Raw genomic sequence first — 17,357 nt, forward strand, 5'->3', positions numbered from 1 at the left:
GCCGGTCTCCCCAGCCCGGAATCCCGCCCTCGCATGACCTACTGTGTCGCCATTGATCTGGACGACGGCCTCGTGTTCGCCTCCGACTCGCGCACCAACGCCGGGGTCGACCAGGTCAGCACCTACAGCAAGATGCACACCTTCGAGGTCGAAGGCCAGCGCCTGTTCGTCGTGCTGACCGCCGGGAACCTGGCCACCACGCAGGCGGTGGTAAACCGGCTCAAGCGCGACATGGAAGACAATGCCGAGGAAAGCCTGGCGACGGTGGAACGCATGTCGGATGCCGCCGAGTATCTGGGGCGCCTGAACCGCGAGGAGACCGAAAAGCACTCCGAGGCGCTGTCGCGTTCCGGCATGCAGGCCGATGCGACCCTGATCATCGGCGGCCAGATCGCCGAGGATCCCCCTGGCGTCTACCTGATCTACCCCCAGGGCAACTACATCACGACCTCGCAGCAGACCCGGTTTCTGCAAATCGGCGAGAGCAAGTACGGCAAGCCGATCCTCGATCGCATCATCTCGCACGACACCGGGCTCGGCGACGCGGCCCGCTGTGCGCTGGTGTCGATCGACTCCACCATCCGCTCCAACCTGACCGTCGGCCCGCCGATCGAGGTCCTCGTCTACGAGCGCGGCACCCTCGACTTCGACCACTACCTGTGCCTGGAGGCCGACGACGAGTATCTGCGCTCCCTGACACAGGCCTGGGACGCAAACATCAAGCGCGCCTTTACCGACCTGCCCCGCTTCGACTGGGAAGGCACGCACGGACGCAAGCAGCGCGGGACGCGGGTCAGCCGCGGGTCCGCCAAAACCGGCGGCGGCAAGACCAGCACCACCAAGGCCAGCACCAGCAAGCCCAAAAAGCCCCGCCGCTGAACACGACCTGTTTGTAGGAGCTTGCTTGCAAGCGAACGCCCCGGCCAGCGTTCGGCCCGGGCAGGGGCTTCGCCGGCAAGCCGGCTCCTACAGGGGCGGTTTACGCGGCGTGTGCGGGGGCGGCCAGGAACCAGGTCTCGGCGTTGGCGCCGTGGATGTCCGCGATATCCTGCTGCAGCCGGTCGACGAAATCGTGCAGACCGTCCTCGGCCAGCAGCTCGTCCACGCTGGCATTCATCGCGTGGCGCCGGGCCTGGATCACCAGCCGCAGCGGGACTTCGTTGTTCGGCAGGCTTTCCAGCGCATCCTGCACCTGCGTCAGGGCGTGCGTAACCGAACGCGGAAAGGCATTGTCCTGCAACAGGAAGCGCACCACATCCACGCCATTGATGCGCCTTTTTACGTGCTGGCGATACATCTGAAAGCCGCTCTCCGAACGCAGAATACTGGTCCACAGCAGGCCTTCGTACGGCTCCGGGTCCTCTCCGTCCTTCTTCAGCAGCTTAAGCGCCCCGACATCGATCTGTCGGGTCGACATGTCCGCGCGCTCCAGATTGCGCCCCAGGCGGATAAAGTCGTACGCGGCATCATGGCTCATCGTGCCCGCCAGCAGCCCGGTCAGGGTCTGACAGCGCTGGACGATGCTCGACAGAAACTCGAAGCGTCCACGCTTGCCAATGCCCTGGTCGATTTCGTCACGCGCGAACAGATAGAGCTCGTTCATCACCTCCCAGGCCTCGGATGGCACCAGGTCCCGGGTGGTGCGCACGTTCTCGCGCGCCGAACGCAGGGAATTGAGCACCGAGCTGGGGTTGTCGGCGTCGGCCAGCAGGAACTTCACGCAATTGCGCTCGTCATCGCGCTGGTAGTGATTGTCGAACAGCTCGTCGTTCCCGGTTACCTCGACCAGACCCTTCCAGGAGAGCTGGACCGATTTCGGCATGTCCAGCGCCAGCAGATGGAAGGCGGTGACCATACGCGCGGTGTTCTCCGCCCGTTCCACATAGCGCGCCATCCAGTACACGCGTTCCGCGACTCTCGAGAGCATCTTAGTTCTCCTCGTCCACGATCCAGGTGTCCTTGCTGCCCCCGCCCTGCGAGGAATTCACCACCAATGAGCCCTTGCGCATCGCCACGCGGGTCAGCCCGCCCGCGGTCACGTCCGTGCGCACGCCCTGCAGGATGAAGGGCCGCAGATCCAGGTGGCGCGGCTCGATATCGTCGCCGCACAGCGTCGGCGCGACGGACAGGTCCAGGGTTGGCTGCGCGATGTAGTTGCGCGGGTCCTTCTGGATCAGCTGGGCGAACTCCGCGCGCTGCTTCTTGGTGGCGTGCGGGCCGACCAGCATCCCGTAGCCCCCGGACTCGTTGGCCGGCTTCACCACCAGCTCGTCCAGGTGATCGAGCACGTACTCGCGGTCCTTGTCGTCCACGCACAGGTAGGTCGGCACATTGGGCAGGATCGGCTCCTCGTCGAGGTAGTAGCGGATCACCTCGGGTACAAAGGCGTACATCACCTTGTCGTCGGCGACCCCGGCCCCGGGGGCATTGGCGAGCCCGACATTGCCCTTGCGCCAGGCGCGCATCAGGCCGGGCACGCCGAGCATCGAGTCCGGATTGAACACCTCCGGATCGATGAACTCGTCGTCGATCCGGCGGTAGATCACGTCCACCCGTTCCAGACCGTCGATGGTGCGCATGTACACGCAGTCGTCATCACCGACCACCAGGTCCGCGCCCTCGACCAGTTCGGCCCCCATGCGCTGGGCCAGGAACGAGTGCTCGAAATAGGCCGAGTTGTAGATCCCCGGGGTCAGTACCGCGATCTCCGGGTAGTCCTGTGGGCGGGGCGAGATCGAGGCCAGCATGTCGAACAGCTGGGTCGGGTACTCGTCCACCGGGAGGATGCTCGAGTTCTCGAACAGCTCCGGGAACACGCGCTTGGTCACCTGCCGATTTTCCAGCATGTAGGAGACGCCAGAGGGCACACGCAGGTTGTCCTCCAGCACGTAGAAGTCGCCCTTGCCGTCGCGTACCAGGTCGGTGCCGCAGATGTGCGCCCAGACGCCGTGCGGTGGGGTGATCCCCACGCACTGCTCGCGGAAGTTCTTCGACTGTTTCAGTACGTAGCGCGGGATGATCTTGTCTTTGAAGATCTGCTGCTTGTTGTAGATATCGTTGATGAACATGTTGAGCGCCGTCAGGCGCTGCTCCAGCCCCTCCGACACCCGCTCCCATTCGGCTTTGGTGATCACCCGCGGGATGATGTCGAACGGCCAGGCGCGGTCGATGTTCTCGCCTTCGGTGTAGACCGTGAAGCTGATACCCATTTCCAGGATCGCGCTGTCGGCCGCGGCCTTGCGGCTCTGGATCTCGGCGTCGTCCAGGCTGCTGAGGTAATCGGTCAGGGGTTTCGCCGGCTTGCGCGGCTTGCCAGGCTTGGCAATCAGTTCATCAAAGAAGGGCTTGGGGTCGTATTGCTTCCAGTCAATCGCCATACGTCGGGTCCTCTGACGCGGGGAACGGTTTGCACTACAGTAGCGCCTTTTCCGGCACCACGGGCAATAGCCGAAATGGGGTGGTGTACGTTTTTCGTCCCCCTGACCCGCCAGAGGTTCCCATGAGCGACACCCTCGAACAGCGCCTGATCGCGCTCTACGAGCATCCGAAGATCCAGGGCTGCAACTGGCAGCCGCGTCTTTTCTGGTATCCGGCCACCGATGGCGGACCCTATGGAGAGCTACGCGTGGACGGCCGCGAGCTGGAGGTGTTTCTTGCCACGATTCTGGGCGAGGCGTCGACCGAACGCGCCGGTCTGGACACGGAACAGGGGGGCCGCGGGACCTTCATCGCGGCCAATGCGCGGCGCCATGAACTGCCTCTTTTCACCCGGAATCAGGGATGATGGGATTCGCGTTGCTCATCCCATCCTACGGCGCGCCACCAACCTCGTAGGATGGGATGAGCAACGCGAATCCCATCAAAGGGCTTTATCAACCGAAAGCCGGCTACTGCACGAAGAACTGCTGGAACAGCGCCGCGAGAATCACCAGCGCAAACCCGGCGTAGAGCCCCGCGACCACGTCATCCATCATGATCCCGTGCCCGTCCTTCCACTTGGCGTCAAAGTAGTTGGCCGGCCACGGCTTGAGGATGTCGAACAGCCGGAACAGCAGGAAGCCGATCACGATCCAGACGAGCCCCGCAGGTGCGAACGCCAGGGTAATCAGCATGCCCGCCCATTCGTCCCAGACGATCCCGGGATGGTCGTGCACGCCCAGACGGCGTGCGCTCTCCCCGCAGATGTGGAACCCGGCCATCACCACGAGCACGGTGACGGCCAGATAGGCCCACTCCGGGAAGTTCATGATCGCGAAGTAGAGCACCAGCGCCCCGAGCGATCCGGTGGTCCCCGGTGCCCAGCGCGACAGGCCACTCCCGAACCCGAAGGCCAGCAGGTGGATCGGATCAGTGAACACCGTCTTCGCCGACGGCATCTTCGGCTTTGCGCTTTGGGCGGGCGCCGCACCGGCGCCGGTCTTCTTCCTGGCCATGACGTCCCTTGGCTTTGTTCTTTTGTTTTTGTGTTTCTGGCTAGCCCGCGAAATGATCGTGGCCCCGGCGCGCGACGTCCAGCCGCGCGCCATGGGCGTCCACCACCTCGATATCGCTGCCGCTGGTGAACTCGCCGATCACGGTCAGCGAGGTGCGCACGCTCAGGCTCAGCAGCTCCAGCGGCTCGGTGGGCGGTAAGGCAAACAGCAGTTCGTAGTCCTCGCCACCGGCGAGCACACAATCGCGAACCATTTCCTCGGGCTGCCCTTCCAGCAACGGATCGACCGGCAGCTGCGACCAGTCGACCCGGGCACCGCAGCCGCATGCCGCGGCCAGATGGCCGAGGTCCGCCAACAGCCCGTCCGAGATATCGATGACGGCGCGCGCCCGATTGCGCAAACCACGTCCCAGTGCCAGGCGCGCACTCGGCCAGAACAGGCGGGCGCAGTCCGGGGACTCCTCGTCCGGTGGCCGGCCCTGCGCCCGGCGCTGCTTCTCAAAGGCGAGGCCCGCGGCCGCCCCGCCCAGTGCGCCGCTGACTACCAGGCGGTCACCGGGGCGGGCACCGGCGCGCCGCAGGGCCTGCCCGGCCGGGACCTGACCCAGCACAGTCACGCTGATTGCCCCGGGGCCACGCGTCGTATCGCCACCGACCAGCGGAACCGAGGCCTGTTCGGCCAATGCCAGAAAGCCGCGGCTGAAGGCCGCCAGCCAGTCATGGTCGACGGAAGGCAGGGTCAGGGACAGGACCGCCCCAAGCGGATCGGCCCCCATCGCAGCAAGATCGCTCAGGTTGGCGGCCAGGGCCTTGTGCCCCAGGCTGGCCGGCGGGTGGTCGGGGAAGTAGTGCGTCCCCTCGACCATCGTATCCACGCTGACGACCAGCTCGTGGCCGGCCTGCACCCCAAGCAGCGCGGCGTCATCGCCAATGCCCAGGCGCACGTCCGGGCTGGTCCCGGCAGGTTCGGCAAAGTAGCGCCGGATCAGATCGAATTCGGAGTCGGGACCGGTCATGGCGAGAGGCGGCCCATCGGAATCAGCGTTGAACGGAACGCTCGGGGCCGCGCAGGTCGGCAGAGAGCCGATCCAGCACCCCGTTGATGTAGCGGTGCGACTGCTCGGCGCCGAAACGCTTGGCCAGGTCCACCGCCTCGTTGATCACTACGCGATAGGGCACATCGATGCGCTCGGCGAGCTCCCACTGGCCGAGCCACAGCAGGGCCCGCTCGACCGGGTCGAGCTGATCCAGCGGACGGCCCAGGTACGGCTCCATACGGGCATCCAGGGCCTCGCGGTTGCGTGTCACACCGATCAGGATCTCGCGGAAGTATTCGGCGTCGGCCTTGGCGTGTTCCTCGTCGTCGCGAAACTCGGCCAGGATGTCCTTGGGCTCGGCCGCCGTCATCTGCCAGGAATACAGGGCCTGCATGGCACGGCGGCGCGCAACCGAGCGTGCGTGGCGGGCACGCTGCTCGGGCGTACTGTGCGGGCGTTTGCCCCGCCCGCCCTGGCGCGGCTTCTTGCCCGCGGGCTGCGAAGGGTTATGGGATTCACTCACGGCGTGTACGGCACCCACCCGCTTAGGGAAACACTGATCCATGGACACGCTCGCGCTCGAGTCGCTTTTGCGTGCGAACAAGGCGCGGCGACTGCCGTGCAGTCATTCTGCACAAGGGAGCCGCAACGCTGTGCGCGCGCCCGTTTTTGATAACAACGGGCGGCCGAGCCCCTTCGGGGTTGGCACCCCAGGTTCCCCGATCCTGCGTTGCGGCACTTGCCGGTAGAGCCACTACCGGCTGCGCACCGCGCCTTGTCTCGGAAAACCTGGGGTGTCAACGCGAGTGTGTACATGGATCAGTGTTTCCCTTAGGAGTCGGCGCGCAGCTTGCACATCAGGCTGACCATCTCGATCGCGCCCATTGCGGCATCCGCGCCCTTGTTGCCGGCCTTGGTGCCGGCGCGTTCGATCGCCTGCTCGATCGAGTCGGTCGTCAGCACGCCGAAGCTGATCGGCAGGTCCTCGGTCATCTGCACCTGGGCCAGGCCCTTGGCGGCCTCGCCCGCGACATAGTCAAAGTGCGGGGTCGAGCCCCGGATCACGCAGCCCAGCGCGATCACCGCGTCATAACGGCCGGAGCGCGCCATCGCCTGCGCCGCCAGCGGCAGCTCGTAGGCGCCGGGCACGCGTGCGATGGTCAGGTTCTTCTCGGCGACGCCGTGGCGCTTCAGGGTGTCGACCGCGCCTTCCAGCAGGCGCTCGACGATCAGGCTGTTGAAGCGCGCCAGCAACAGGCCGTAGCGATGGTTGGCGGCATCCGTGAACTCGCCTTCCAGGGTCTCGATCTCGTGCATGATGTGGTTCCGGTCGGAATGGGGCGGACACGCGGCCCGCAAATCCTGCGTAGTGTAGCATCGCGGCGCGCCTAGGGAGACGCTTATGGACAGGGCCTCAGGAAGCGGTGGCGGCCCTGCGTGCCCGCACCCTTCGCGCCGAGATCCAGGAATGGACCGCCCGCCAGCCGAGCAGGAAGGCCAGGATCGCGGCGTACAGCGCGACCTCGCCATAGTCCGCCCGCGCCAGCCAGAGAAAATGCAGGATCGCCAGCACCCCGGCCACGTACACCCCGCGGTGCAGCCAGACCCATTTCTTGCGGAGCCAGCGCTGTGCCCCGTCGGTGGAGGTTACCGCCAGGGCGAGCAGGATCACCCAGGCGGCAAAGCCGACCATCACAAACGGCCGCTCGGTCAGGTCGTAGAGCACCAGCTCCCAGTCGAAGAACAGGTCCAGCCCCAGCCAGGTCAGGGCATGCGCGGTGACATAGCCGAACGCCACCAGCCCCAGCATCCGGCGCAGCCGGGTAATCCAGGCCAGCCCCGTCATCTGCCGCAGCGGGGTCACGGCCAGCGCGATCAGCAGCGCGATCATCGCGTGGGTGCCGGAGAGCGCCAGCAGCTGCTCGATGGGGTTCGCTCCCAGCCCGCCGAACCATCCGAGCGCGCGCAGGCCAATCCAGACCGCGGGCACGAGCGAGAGCAGCAGCACGCCCGTCCAGACGCCTCGCGGGGGCTGCCCTCTGCGGCGTTGAGTCGTCGCCACGCCGAACCCGTCAGAAATACTCGGTCAGGTCCATCCCCTCGTACATCGAGGCGACTTCATCCCCATACCCGTTGAACATCTCCGTGCGCCGACGGCGAAACTCGCCAATGCGCCGCTCGGTGCGCTGCGACCAGCGCGGGTGATCCACGTCCGGGTTCACGTTGCTGTAGAAGCCGTATTCATCGGGCTGCGCCTGATTCCACAGGGTCGGCGGCTCGTCCTCGACGAAGCGGATGTGCTTGATGGACTTGATGCTCTTGAAACCATACTTCCAGGGCACGACCAGACGGATCGGCGCCCCGTTCTGGTTCGGCAGCACCTCGTCGTACAGCCCTACGGCGAGGATCGTCAGCGGGTGCATCGCCTCGTCCATGCGCAGGCCCTCGGTATAAGGCCACTGCAGCCCGCCACTGCCGCGGCGTCGGCGCTGGCCGCGCAGGTTGTCCGGGTCGTAAATACTCTCGAAGGCCACATAGCGGGCATCGCCCCGGGGCTCGGCCTTGTCGATGATGCGGTTCAGCTCGAAGCCGATCCACGGGATCACCATCGACCAGCCCTCGACGCAGCGCATGCGGTAGATCCGCTCCTCCAGCGACCAGGGACTGATGAAGTCCTCCACCGCGTACTCACCCGGATTGTCGCACAGCCCGTCCACCTTGATGGTCCAGGGATCCGTCTTCAGCTGGTCGGCATAGGTCTTGGGATCGCCCTTGCCCGGCCCCATCTCGAAGAAGTTGTTGTAGCTGGTGATCTCCTCGTACGGCGTCTTCGACTCGTCGGTGGAGTAATCACTGGGCTCGAAGTCGAGCTCAAAGCCGCGCAAAGCAGCCGTCGCCGGGACCGCCATGCCCAGCCCGCTCAGGGCCAGACCGGCACCCAGCCCAACACCCGCGCGCAGGAATTCCCGCCGTCGCTGGTAGATTGCCTTCGGGGTAATTTCGCTGCGGGCGGGATCGGAACGCCGCCGCGTACGAATCAGCATGAACAACCTCGCATCTCGACCATTCGGGACCAACCGGACCGCCAGTCCATTCCCTGCAGGGCGGCACCGCAGGTGCCTGTCCAAGTGTCTCCTTCGGGATGGACCGGTAACCCGTCGCCAAGTTCGAAAACCCTGGCACTTTTGCCGCTGTCATGCTCCGACTGTGGACAATAAGGAAACGCGACAAGGCATAAGAATTTTCTGCTTGCGCGCGGCCGCCGCCGCTATATAAGGCTTTCCTGATGCCGCAGTACCGGGGTGGCCCGGCCGGCATACCTGGAGACCCCGCATGGACCTCAATCTCGATACCGGTTTCGACAGCACCGAAGACCTCACCGGCCTGTTCGAGAACCCGCTCGTCAACGACCGCGGCCCGAGCAAACACGCCGCCCGCCGTGCCCTCGAACGCATGATGGAAGAACGCGCCCTGCGCGCCCACCTGCAGGACGACTTCGACCTCGACCACGCCAGCGACCCACTGGACTGGTAGCCAAAAGAAGGGTGGCCCATATGGGCCACCCTGCGTTTATCAACGATGCGTTTCGCGGGGCTCAACGCATCCTACGAGGGGCGGCAGGGGTAGCCTCGTAGGATGCGATGAGCAAAGCGAATCGCATCAATCCCTGAATCTCCAATCCCTCTCCCCCAAAGGCCAATCCTCCATCTCGGGCACCCCGCCCCAGTCCGCCGGATACACCCCGGCCCGCACGAACCGGTGGAAGCTGGAATATGGCCAATCCGCCACGGCCCGAACCCAGCCGTGCTTGACCGGGTTGTAATGGATGTAATCGACGTGCCGCGCCCAATCCCGCTCGTCACGTATGCAACGTTCCCAGAACCGGCGCTGCCAGATGCCGCGCTCGCCTCGCTGAGCCCGGCTGTATGTTCGGGTTTCGATCGGCGCAATCGAACGCGAAAAGCGTGCCTTGATCAGTCGCCATCTCCGACTGAAATCGGTATCGCCCTCCGGCAACCGCCAGATGCAGTGCAGGTGCTCGGGCAGCACCACCATTGCGTCTATGACGAACGGGTGCCGTCGCCGTACCTCGCGAAATGCGTCCCTCAGGGCATCAATATGATCGGTCAGCAGGGTGGTGTTGCGACGCCAGGCGGCGTTCACGGTAAAAAAATACGTGCCGCCGGGCACGTATACGCGGCGATAGTCCGTCATCCATAGCCCCCTTCCCTGGGTTCATGGTCTTCAACGTTGTTGCGGAATGATGCGATTCGCTTCGCTCATCACATCCTACAGCTATCCCCTCCCCTTCGTAGGATGCGTTGAGCCCCGCGAAACGCATCAACGCAGGATGTGCCGCCCAAGCCCCCCGCCTACTCGTCGTCGTAGCCGGTCAGCTCCACGAAGCCGCGCCCAACGGGTTGCCCTTCGCTATCCAGGATGTCCACCGCGCCTTCCCAGTAGCGGATTACGGTATCCATCTCCTGGTCGTCGCGGATCGCACGCACGGTGAACTTGCGCGGGGCCGAGCCGTCCGGCGGCGCGATGCGCATCGCCCATTCCACTGGGTAGCGGTTGCCGGAGGGCTGCGTGGCCCAGCGCCGGGGCTCAAGTTCGACCTGGTCGGGTTCCAGCAATCGGTCGTCGGCATCCGCCGGCATCCAGCGGCCCTTGGACAGCGGGTGCGGCTCGCCGTCTTCCTTGCGCAGCTGGTAGTACATGACGTCCAGCCCGTCGTCGAACTGCAGCGCGAACCAGTCCCAGCCCACCTGATCCTCGGACAGCGCACTGGTGCTCCACTCGCGGTCCATCCAGGCCTGACCGGTGACCGCCAGGGGCCCGCGCCCGCCGCGCTCCACCTCCCCGCGCACCGCGATGCGGGGCATGGAGTAGTAATAGGAGGCATTGCCCGGCTCCGGGCCCTTCTGGCTGAGCCCCGCCTCGCCCTGAAGAACCGGGCCGCGCAGCGGCTCCAGCTCCAGCTGCAGGCGGTAGTCGTCCACGCTGAAGGCCAGCGTCCAGCGCTCCTGATCGAGGTCCGCGAGCTGCCAGTCCTCCGCCCACACGCGCCCGACCGGTTGCGTTGCCCCGGCCAGCCCGGCCCCGTCGCGCACGAAGCGCTCCTCGGAGGCGTGATACCCGGCCTCCTGGTCCACCACGGCCGTATGTGCCATCCAGATGTCCGGACTGGCCCAGGCCGAGTCGTGCCAGCGGGCGTCCCCCGCCAACTCCGGCGCCAGTCCGACGCGAAAGAAGGTGATGTGAAAGCCCAGCCGCTCGCCCTCCGGCCCGTCGAGATTGCCAGTCACATACCACCATTCGTTGCGAAACCCCGGGTGCGGCCCGTGATCGCGCGGAAACTCGAACACCCGCGGCGCATCCGCACGCCGGAATCCGACCGTCTCCTCGCCACCCAGGGCCTCGCCCACGCGCAGCCCAGTGACCCCCGTATCGTCGGTCTCCGGAGGCTCCGCGCCCCCGCACGCCGCCAACACCCCCACCAACATCAACACCATAACCACCCGCAAGCGCACCCTCCGTAGATACCGTCTTGCCCTACGGGGTGCAAGGGGTTTCATGGCGGGCTTGATACGGGGTTTGGGATTTGAGCACACCGAAGGCGATGTGCAGGAGTTTGCGCATAGCCGCCCCGATCGCCGACATCTTGGCCTTGCCGCGTGTCAGCAGACGTTGATGCTGGTGTCGCACGTCCGGGTTGTACCGGGTCGCCACCACCGCCGCCATGTAGAGCGCCTTGCGCAGTCGGCTGGAACCGATCTTCGCCAACCGCGAGGGCCGCCGGACCGTGGTCCCCGATTCTTCCAGGACCGGTGCCAGCCCATGGAACGCCGCCGCTTGTCGAGCGCTCGTGAACGCGCGGCTGCGCAGCGCTGCGGTCATCGAGGCCGACAGCACGCGGCCGATGCCGGGGATGCTCTCCAGCAAGGTCCGATCCCGCTTCAGGTGGTGATGGGCGTCGAAGTGATCGTCGATCTGCTGCTGGAGCCGACGGTGTTCCTCACGCAGGGCCTGCAGGACGTTGTCGATCGACGCCTGAGCGAGGGTGTCCTCACTGAAACGCGCCTTCTCCAGGCGGTTCTCTTCGCGCCGCATATCCTGTTCCAGAGCCTCCAGGCGGCTGAGCAGGCGCTTGAGTTCCCGCACCTCCGGCGGTTCGGGCTGCCAGCGTCGTGGTGCGCGTTCGATGCCGTAGCGGGCCAGCATCATGCTGTCCTTGCGGTCGGTCTTGTTGCGCACCCCCATGCCCTTGGCATGCGAACGCACCTGGGCCGGGTTCAGCACGTGGACCTGCACCCCCTGATCATGAAGCCAGTACGCCAGCGGCTCGTGGTAGATGCCGGTGGCCTCCAGATACACATGGAGCCCCTCGGGGGTCTCGCCGGTGTTGCGCTCGAGCCAGTGCAGCAGCTCCCGGTACTGGTCTTGGCGGTTCGGGAACACCTTGGGCTTCACCTTGCCCGCCTCCAGATCCCGGACCCACATGCAGTCGAGCTTGTTCTTGCTAACATCAACGCCAATATGAGCCATCTCGTCCTCTCGCCTTGTCCGTACAGCCTCACCCGTCCGTCACGGAGGGGGGTCTTGGATACCGTTCAAACTTCGAGATGAGAAAGGACTCGGGGGCCAATCTACAGAACAGGTTCGTGACCTCAGGAGCCTGACGGGTTACCCGAGCCCAATACGGTTCATGGTAGCGATCCGTGAACCGCAAGACACAAGGAGCCTGCTCGCAGGCGAAGCCCCCGACCGCGCCTGATCCTGACCCAAAACATTCGCCTGCAAGCAGGCTCCTACCGGACTAAACCACCGCATCAGGGCACCTCCCTTAACGCGGGCACCAGCCGCATGCGCGCCATGCGCCAGGCCGGGATCAGCGCCGCCAGCAGCGCCGCACCCACGCCCAGGGCAACGGTCTCGGCAATCTCGCGACCAGGCCAGCGCAGGTCCATGCCCCAGCCGAACGCCTCGCGGTTGATCACCTCGATCAGCAGCCAGCCCATGCCAAGACCCAGTGGTATCGCGGCCAGCGCGGCGAAAGCACCCAGCACCGCGCCCTGAAACACCACCAGTCCGCGCACCCCGCCGGGCAGAAGGCCCAGGCTGCGCAGCGTGGCGAATTCACGCGCGCGTTCCATCTGCAGGGCCATCAGCGCCCCGAGGATCGCGATGAACGCGACCAGCAGCGTGATCACCCGCAGCAGATGCGTGATCGCAAAGGTACGGTCGAAGATCGCCATCGACTCCTGCTCGATATCGCCGGGGCGCGTGACCATGGCCGCCATCTCGCGCTCGGCCAGCCAAGTCTCCAAGCGCTCGATCACCGCGTCGGCATCCGCGCCCTCGGGCAGGCGCAGTCCAAACGACCCCACCTCCTCGGCGCCGGGCGTGCCCGCGTAGAACCGGTCGCCCAGCATCAGCACCGTGCCCTGCGGACTGCCGTAATCGCGATACACGCCCGCCACCTCGAACACCCGCCGCCCCTCATCCACGCGGATCTCCAGCCGGTCGCCCACACCCACGTCGTGATGGGCCGCAAAGGGCTCGGTGACCAGTACCGCATCGGTCTCTCGCAGGCGCCGGTCGAGTGCTTCGCCCGTGGCCTCGGCCTCCAGCAGCGGCAGGTACTCCAGCCAGACCGGGTGCGGCTCGACCACGTAGAGATCGATCATCCCGACATCGCTCGGCGTGTCCTGGCTGGAGCCGGTGCTGACCGACTCCGCCTCCGCGATCCGGGCGAGCGTCTCCCCCCAGTCCGCGGGGAGGCGCGCCCCACTGCGCGCCGCGGCCGGCGCCACCGGCACCACGTACACATCCGAGGTAAGCGCCTGCCCCAGCCACTGCTCCACGCTGTCGCGGAAGCTCCCGACCATCACCGACACGCTGATCGCGGCCGCCAGGGCCAGCGTCAGCGCGGAGGTCGCCGGTGCGCTGCGCGACAGGCTCCGCTCGAGACTGCGCACCCCGATGCGCGGGAGCGTCTGCCCGCGACCGAGCCGCGCCAGACCGCGCAGGACTCCGGCCAGCACCAGCGGGAGCAGCAGCACAAAGCCAGTGATCAGCAGGAACAGCGCGACAAAGCTGCCCACCAGCCCTCCGGCCCCGAGCAGCAGCATCACGCCACCCGCCGCGAGCAGAACGACCGCCGCCACGGCCAGCCCGCGCAGGCCCCGGCGCGCCCGGCGTTCCAGCCGCCCGCGTCCAAGGCTGCCGGGGCTGGCCGCCCGTGCCGCCTCCCAGGCCGGGGCCAGCGCCGCCAGCAGCGACAGCCCTACCCCCAGCGCGATTACCACCAGCAGCGCCAGCGGGCGCGGCGTCACCTCGGTCACCGCCACCACGAAGAAATGATCCGTCACCGTCTGCGCGACCTGGCCGACCAGCACCTGCGCCAGACCGATCCCGACCAGCACCCCCAGCAGCGTGCCGATCACACCGACCAGCAAGGCCTCCAGCATCACCACGCCGAACAGCGCCCGCCGACCGGCCCCCACCAGGCGCAGACTCGCCAGCACCTCGCGTCGGCGCAGCACCGCAAAGGTCTGGGTGTTGTAGATCAGGAAGGCTGCAATCAGCAGCGCCAGCAGGCTCATCGCCGTCAGGTTGATGCGGAAGGCCTGCGCCAGCTCGCGCGAGGCCTGGTCGCGCGCCGCCACTGGCACGAGTTCCAGACCATTCGGCAATCGCTCCGCGAAGGCGCCGATGTCGGCGTCATCGAGGCGTACGTCGACACGATCGAGCCGTCCCGGCCGGCCGAGCAACGTCTGTGCGGTGGCGATATCCGTGACCCACAGCGAGCCACCCTCGTCGTCTGACTCGGCCGCCGGTTCGTCACGCTCCGCCTCGCGTTCGAGCAGCGTGACCTCGAAGCGCCCGGCGGCGGTCTCGAGCGCCAGGCGGTCCTCATGCGCCATCCCGGAGCCCAACCACCAGCCACTCGGCGGCAGGATCGTGCCCGGCTCGGTCACCAGCCGCTGCACCGGGGCATCCCCGATATCCGAGGCCGCCCCGCGGAACGGGCCCTCGGCCAGCGGATCGACGCCCAGCACATAGATCGTGCGCCCGTCCGGCAGCCGCGCGGGTCCCTCCACGATCGGCGCGGTATCGCGCCAGCCGGCCAGCCGCAGATCACGGTAATGTGTCTCGTCGAAACCCCGGGCCGGCCCCAGAATCTGGTGCGTGGCCGTGCCCGCCACCTCGTCCATCGAACGGTCGAACGCGCGCTGCGCCGACTGGTTGGCCAGATCCACCGCCAGCACCACGGCCACGGCGATCACCACGCCCACCAGCGTCAGCAGCCGCTGCAGCGGGCGCCTGCGCCAGTCGCGCAGCCAGGCCTTTACCAGCAGCGAGCTCACGTCGCCGAGGCTTCCGCGGCGAGATCCTGCAGGTGGCCGTCCTGCATGCGCAGCACCCGGTCCAGACGCCCGGCCAGGTCATCGCTATGCGTAACCAGCAACAGCGCGCAGCCGGTCGCGCGCACCTGTTCCAGCAGCAGGCCGAACACCGCCTCGCCGGTGCGCGAGTCGAGGTTGCCGGTCGGCTCGTCGGCCAGGATCAGCGCCGGCCGGTGCACCAGCGCCCGTGCGATCGCCACGCGCTGCTGCTCGCCGCCGGATAGCTGCTCCGGTTCGCGCCCGCCCTTGTCCGCGAGCCCCACGGCTGCCAGCTGCGCCGCAGCCCGCTCACGGCGCTGAGCGGCATCCAGATCCGTCGCCAGCTCCAGCGGCAGCATCACGTTCTCCAGCGCCGTGAGCGTCGGGATCAGATGAAACGACTGAAACACGATCCCAACCTGCGCTCGGCGCAGCCGCGTACGCGCCGCCTCGTCCAGCCCCGCCAGCGCCTGACCGGCCAGTTCCACCGTGCCGGTGTCGGCCGGCTCCAGCCCGGCCGCCAGGTGCAACAGCGTGGATTTGCCGGTGCCACTCTCGCCGACGATCGCCACGCGCTCGCCGGGTGCCAGCGCCAGCTCCACGTCATGCAGCACGCGACCCTCGCCGGGGTAGCCGAAGGCCACTCCACTCATGGCGAGCACCGGGCTGCCGAGCGGTCGCTGGGGATGCATCGTCTGATCCTGCATCGGGTTTTCCTTGTCGATTACCACTGGTTGCCGGAAGAGCCACCGCACTTCCCACTCAAGGGGCGTTCACACCACCGTAACCACGGCCGTTCATGGTGTCTGCACAGACCCCTGACGGGAGAGGAATGTTTCAAAACAGCCCCCAAGCGGTTGATTGCGGCCCGACATCCGTTAGAATAAGTCGCATCTCCACACACGGGAACGCGCCTTGAAACGCCGATCACGCAGTCGATCTATCTGCGCCTCGCGGTAAGCGCCTCCTTCCCGAACCGGACGCTTCCCGCTGGGCCTCTAAGTACTAGAGTGCCGGGAGCGGCCGGGCCCCAGCCCGATCCCGACCGGACCAAGACACCTCATCCATGCGGCGCCTTGTGAGGCTGTGTATTCAGCCCCCTGGCCCGCGGATGACAGCCGGGAGTAGGGCATGGATTTGCATCTGGAACAATCCATCATCGAGCTGAAGGAGCTGCTGCGTCTGGACGACCGCGACGGCATCCAGGAACTGCTCGACTACACGCGTGTGCAGGACATCGCGCATGCGCTGATGGAGCTGAACGACGACGACCTGTGCGCGGTGTTCAACCTGCTGGAGCCCGGGCGCAAGGCGGATGTCTTCTCCTACCTCGACACCCCGCACCAGATCCGGCTGCTCGAGGCCTCGCCGAAGGACGACGCCCGCTTCATCCTCTCCGAGATGGAGGCCGACGACCTCACCGGCCTGCTCCAGACCCTGGATCCGGAGACTCTGCGTAGCTACCTGCGGTTGCTGCCGTTTCGCGCCATCCGCCGCGCCCTCAAGCAGCTCAACTACCCGGAGGACTCCGCCGGTCGCGTGATGTCCCCGGACGTCGTCGCGGTAGACCCCGACTGGACGCTCAAGCGCGCGCTGGCCTTCATCCGCCGCAACGCGGACGAACACTCGAACAACGTGATCTTCGTGGTCGATCAGGACCGCGTACTGCTCGCCGCAGTGCCGATCCGGCACTTCCTGCGCGCCTCGGCAGACAGCCCGGTGCGCGAACTGCTGGGCGAATCCGATCCGATCACCATCGGGGTATCCGAGTCGGCCGTGGAGGCCGCCCGCAAGATCCAGCACTACGACCTGGAAACCCTGCCTGTGGTCGGCGAGACCGGCGAGCTACTGGGGGTGATCACGGTCGACGACGTGATGGACGTGCTAGAAGCCGAATCCACCGAGGACTTCCACAAGATCGGGGCGGTCGGCACCCTCCCGCTCTCGCCACAGGATGCGAGCCCGTTCCTTTTGTACCGCAAGCGCGTGGGCTGGCTGATCGGTCTGGTCGCGTTCAACACCATCGGCGCGCTGATGATCTCGCAGTACGAGGAGGCCATCGAGGCGCTGGTGGTACTGGTCTTCTTCCTGCCGCTGATTATCGACTCCGGCGGCAACGCGGGTGCCCAGAGCGCCACGCTGATGGTGCGCGCCCTGGCCACCGGCGAGGTCACGTCCAAGGACTGGCTGCGGTTGTGGGGCAAGGAGCTCGGCGTGGCCGTCGGGATCGGCGTGACCATGGGTCTGGCCGTATCCGTACTCGGGCTGTGGCGCGGAGGGGCCGACATCGCCCTGCTGGTCGCGATCGCGATGACGCTGATCGTCGCGTTCGCCAGCATGGTCGGCATGCTGCTGCCGTTCATCCTCAGCCGCCTGAAGCTGGACCCGGCCACCGCCAGCGTGCCACTGATCACCGCGATCGCCGACCTCGGCGGCATCATGATCTATTTCTCCCTGGCCGTGGCAATGCTCGGCCTGGCGACTCCGTAGGGGACT

General features: G+C 66.6%; 17 protein-coding genes. 4 read left to right on the plus strand and 13 right to left on the minus strand.

The window, feature by feature from the left end; genetic code table 11:
• Positions 1-33: 33 nt before the first annotated feature.
• Positions 34-879 (plus strand): proteasome-type protease, encoded by an 846-nt coding sequence (locus tag TK90_RS08425; protein WP_012983048.1) that lies wholly within the window; start codon positions 34-36, stop codon positions 877-879.
• Positions 880-979: 100 nt separating this feature from the next.
• Here TK90_RS08425 and TK90_RS08430 read toward each other — a convergent pair whose 3' ends face one another.
• Together TK90_RS08430 and TK90_RS08435 are read right to left on the minus strand one after the other, a co-directional pair.
• Positions 980-1,927 (minus strand): alpha-E domain-containing protein, encoded by a 948-nt coding sequence (locus tag TK90_RS08430; protein WP_012983049.1) that lies wholly within the window; start codon positions 1,925-1,927, stop codon positions 980-982.
• 1 nt (position 1,928) lies between these two features.
• Entirely contained in the window at positions 1,929-3,377 is a 1,449-nt protein-coding gene (locus TK90_RS08435; RefSeq protein WP_012983050.1) for a circularly permuted type 2 ATP-grasp protein, read from the minus strand.
• A 122-nt stretch (positions 3,378-3,499) separates the two neighbouring features.
• On the opposite strand from TK90_RS08435, the gene TK90_RS08440 reads away from it, so the two are divergent.
• A complete protein-coding gene (locus TK90_RS08440; protein ID WP_012983051.1) occupies positions 3,500-3,784 on the plus strand; it encodes a hypothetical protein in 285 nt (94 codons plus the stop codon).
• A gap of 103 nt (positions 3,785-3,887) precedes the next feature.
• On the opposite strand, the gene TK90_RS08445 is transcribed toward TK90_RS08440, so the two are convergent.
• From TK90_RS08445 to msrP, 6 genes are all read right to left on the minus strand, one after another.
• On the minus strand, positions 3,888-4,433 hold the full coding sequence (locus TK90_RS08445; RefSeq protein WP_012983052.1) for a phosphatidylglycerophosphatase A: 546 nt from the start codon (positions 4,431-4,433) through the stop codon (positions 3,888-3,890).
• Positions 4,434-4,473: 40 nt separating this feature from the next.
• On the minus strand, positions 4,474-5,448 hold the full coding sequence (gene thiL, locus TK90_RS08450; RefSeq protein WP_012983053.1) for a thiamine-phosphate kinase: 975 nt from the start codon (positions 5,446-5,448) through the stop codon (positions 4,474-4,476).
• A 22-nt stretch (positions 5,449-5,470) separates the two neighbouring features.
• On the minus strand, positions 5,471-6,034 hold the full coding sequence (nusB, locus tag TK90_RS08455; protein ID WP_012983054.1) for a transcription antitermination factor NusB: 564 nt from the start codon (positions 6,032-6,034) through the stop codon (positions 5,471-5,473).
• 266 nt (positions 6,035-6,300) lie between these two features.
• Positions 6,301-6,786 (minus strand): 6,7-dimethyl-8-ribityllumazine synthase, encoded by a 486-nt coding sequence (gene ribE, locus TK90_RS08460; protein WP_012983055.1) that lies wholly within the window; start codon positions 6,784-6,786, stop codon positions 6,301-6,303.
• Between the two features lie 97 nt (positions 6,787-6,883).
• On the minus strand, positions 6,884-7,477 hold the full coding sequence (locus TK90_RS08465; RefSeq protein ID WP_020146480.1) for a sulfite oxidase heme-binding subunit YedZ: 594 nt from the start codon (positions 7,475-7,477) through the stop codon (positions 6,884-6,886).
• Positions 7,478-7,541: 64 nt separating this feature from the next.
• The gene (gene msrP, locus TK90_RS08470; RefSeq protein WP_012983057.1) at positions 7,542-8,513 is read right to left on the minus strand and encodes a protein-methionine-sulfoxide reductase catalytic subunit MsrP; all 972 of its coding nucleotides are present in this window, start codon (positions 8,511-8,513) and stop codon (positions 7,542-7,544) included.
• A gap of 289 nt (positions 8,514-8,802) precedes the next feature.
• On the opposite strand from msrP, the gene TK90_RS08475 reads away from it, so the two are divergent.
• Positions 8,803-9,003: a PA3496 family putative envelope integrity protein gene (locus tag TK90_RS08475; RefSeq protein ID WP_012983058.1), complete on the plus strand. Its 201-nt coding sequence runs from the start codon at positions 8,803-8,805 to the stop codon at positions 9,001-9,003.
• A 126-nt stretch (positions 9,004-9,129) separates the two neighbouring features.
• On the opposite strand, the gene TK90_RS08480 is transcribed toward TK90_RS08475, so the two are convergent.
• The 5 genes from TK90_RS08480 to TK90_RS08500 form a co-directional block, all read right to left on the minus strand.
• Complete coding sequence (locus tag TK90_RS08480; RefSeq protein ID WP_012983059.1) at positions 9,130-9,684, minus strand: transposase; 555 nt, start codon at positions 9,682-9,684, stop codon at positions 9,130-9,132.
• 158 nt (positions 9,685-9,842) lie between these two features.
• Entirely contained in the window at positions 9,843-10,985 is a 1,143-nt protein-coding gene (locus TK90_RS08485; protein WP_041444251.1) for a lipocalin-like domain-containing protein, read from the minus strand.
• Between the two features lie 40 nt (positions 10,986-11,025).
• Positions 11,026-12,018: an IS110 family transposase gene (locus TK90_RS08490; RefSeq protein ID WP_012981642.1), complete on the minus strand. Its 993-nt coding sequence runs from the start codon at positions 12,016-12,018 to the stop codon at positions 11,026-11,028.
• 284 nt (positions 12,019-12,302) lie between these two features.
• Positions 12,303-14,843, minus strand: coding sequence for an FtsX-like permease family protein (locus TK90_RS08495; RefSeq protein ID WP_012983061.1), 2,541 nt, complete (start codon positions 14,841-14,843; stop codon positions 12,303-12,305).
• Positions 14,840-15,568 (minus strand): ABC transporter ATP-binding protein, encoded by a 729-nt coding sequence (locus TK90_RS08500; protein ID WP_012983062.1) that lies wholly within the window; start codon positions 15,566-15,568, stop codon positions 14,840-14,842. The genes TK90_RS08495 and TK90_RS08500 overlap by 4 nt, the downstream gene beginning before the upstream one ends.
• Before the next feature lie 424 nt (positions 15,569-15,992).
• Between TK90_RS08500 and mgtE the strand changes: the two genes are divergently transcribed.
• Positions 15,993-17,351 (plus strand): magnesium transporter, encoded by a 1,359-nt coding sequence (gene mgtE / locus TK90_RS08505; RefSeq protein ID WP_012983063.1) that lies wholly within the window; start codon positions 15,993-15,995, stop codon positions 17,349-17,351.
• The last annotated feature ends 6 nt before the right edge of the window (positions 17,352-17,357 follow it).

The sequence above is a fragment of the Thioalkalivibrio sp. K90mix genome, from assembly GCF_000025545.1.
In the GTDB taxonomy this organism is placed as follows: domain Bacteria; phylum Pseudomonadota; class Gammaproteobacteria; order Ectothiorhodospirales; family Ectothiorhodospiraceae; genus Thioalkalivibrio.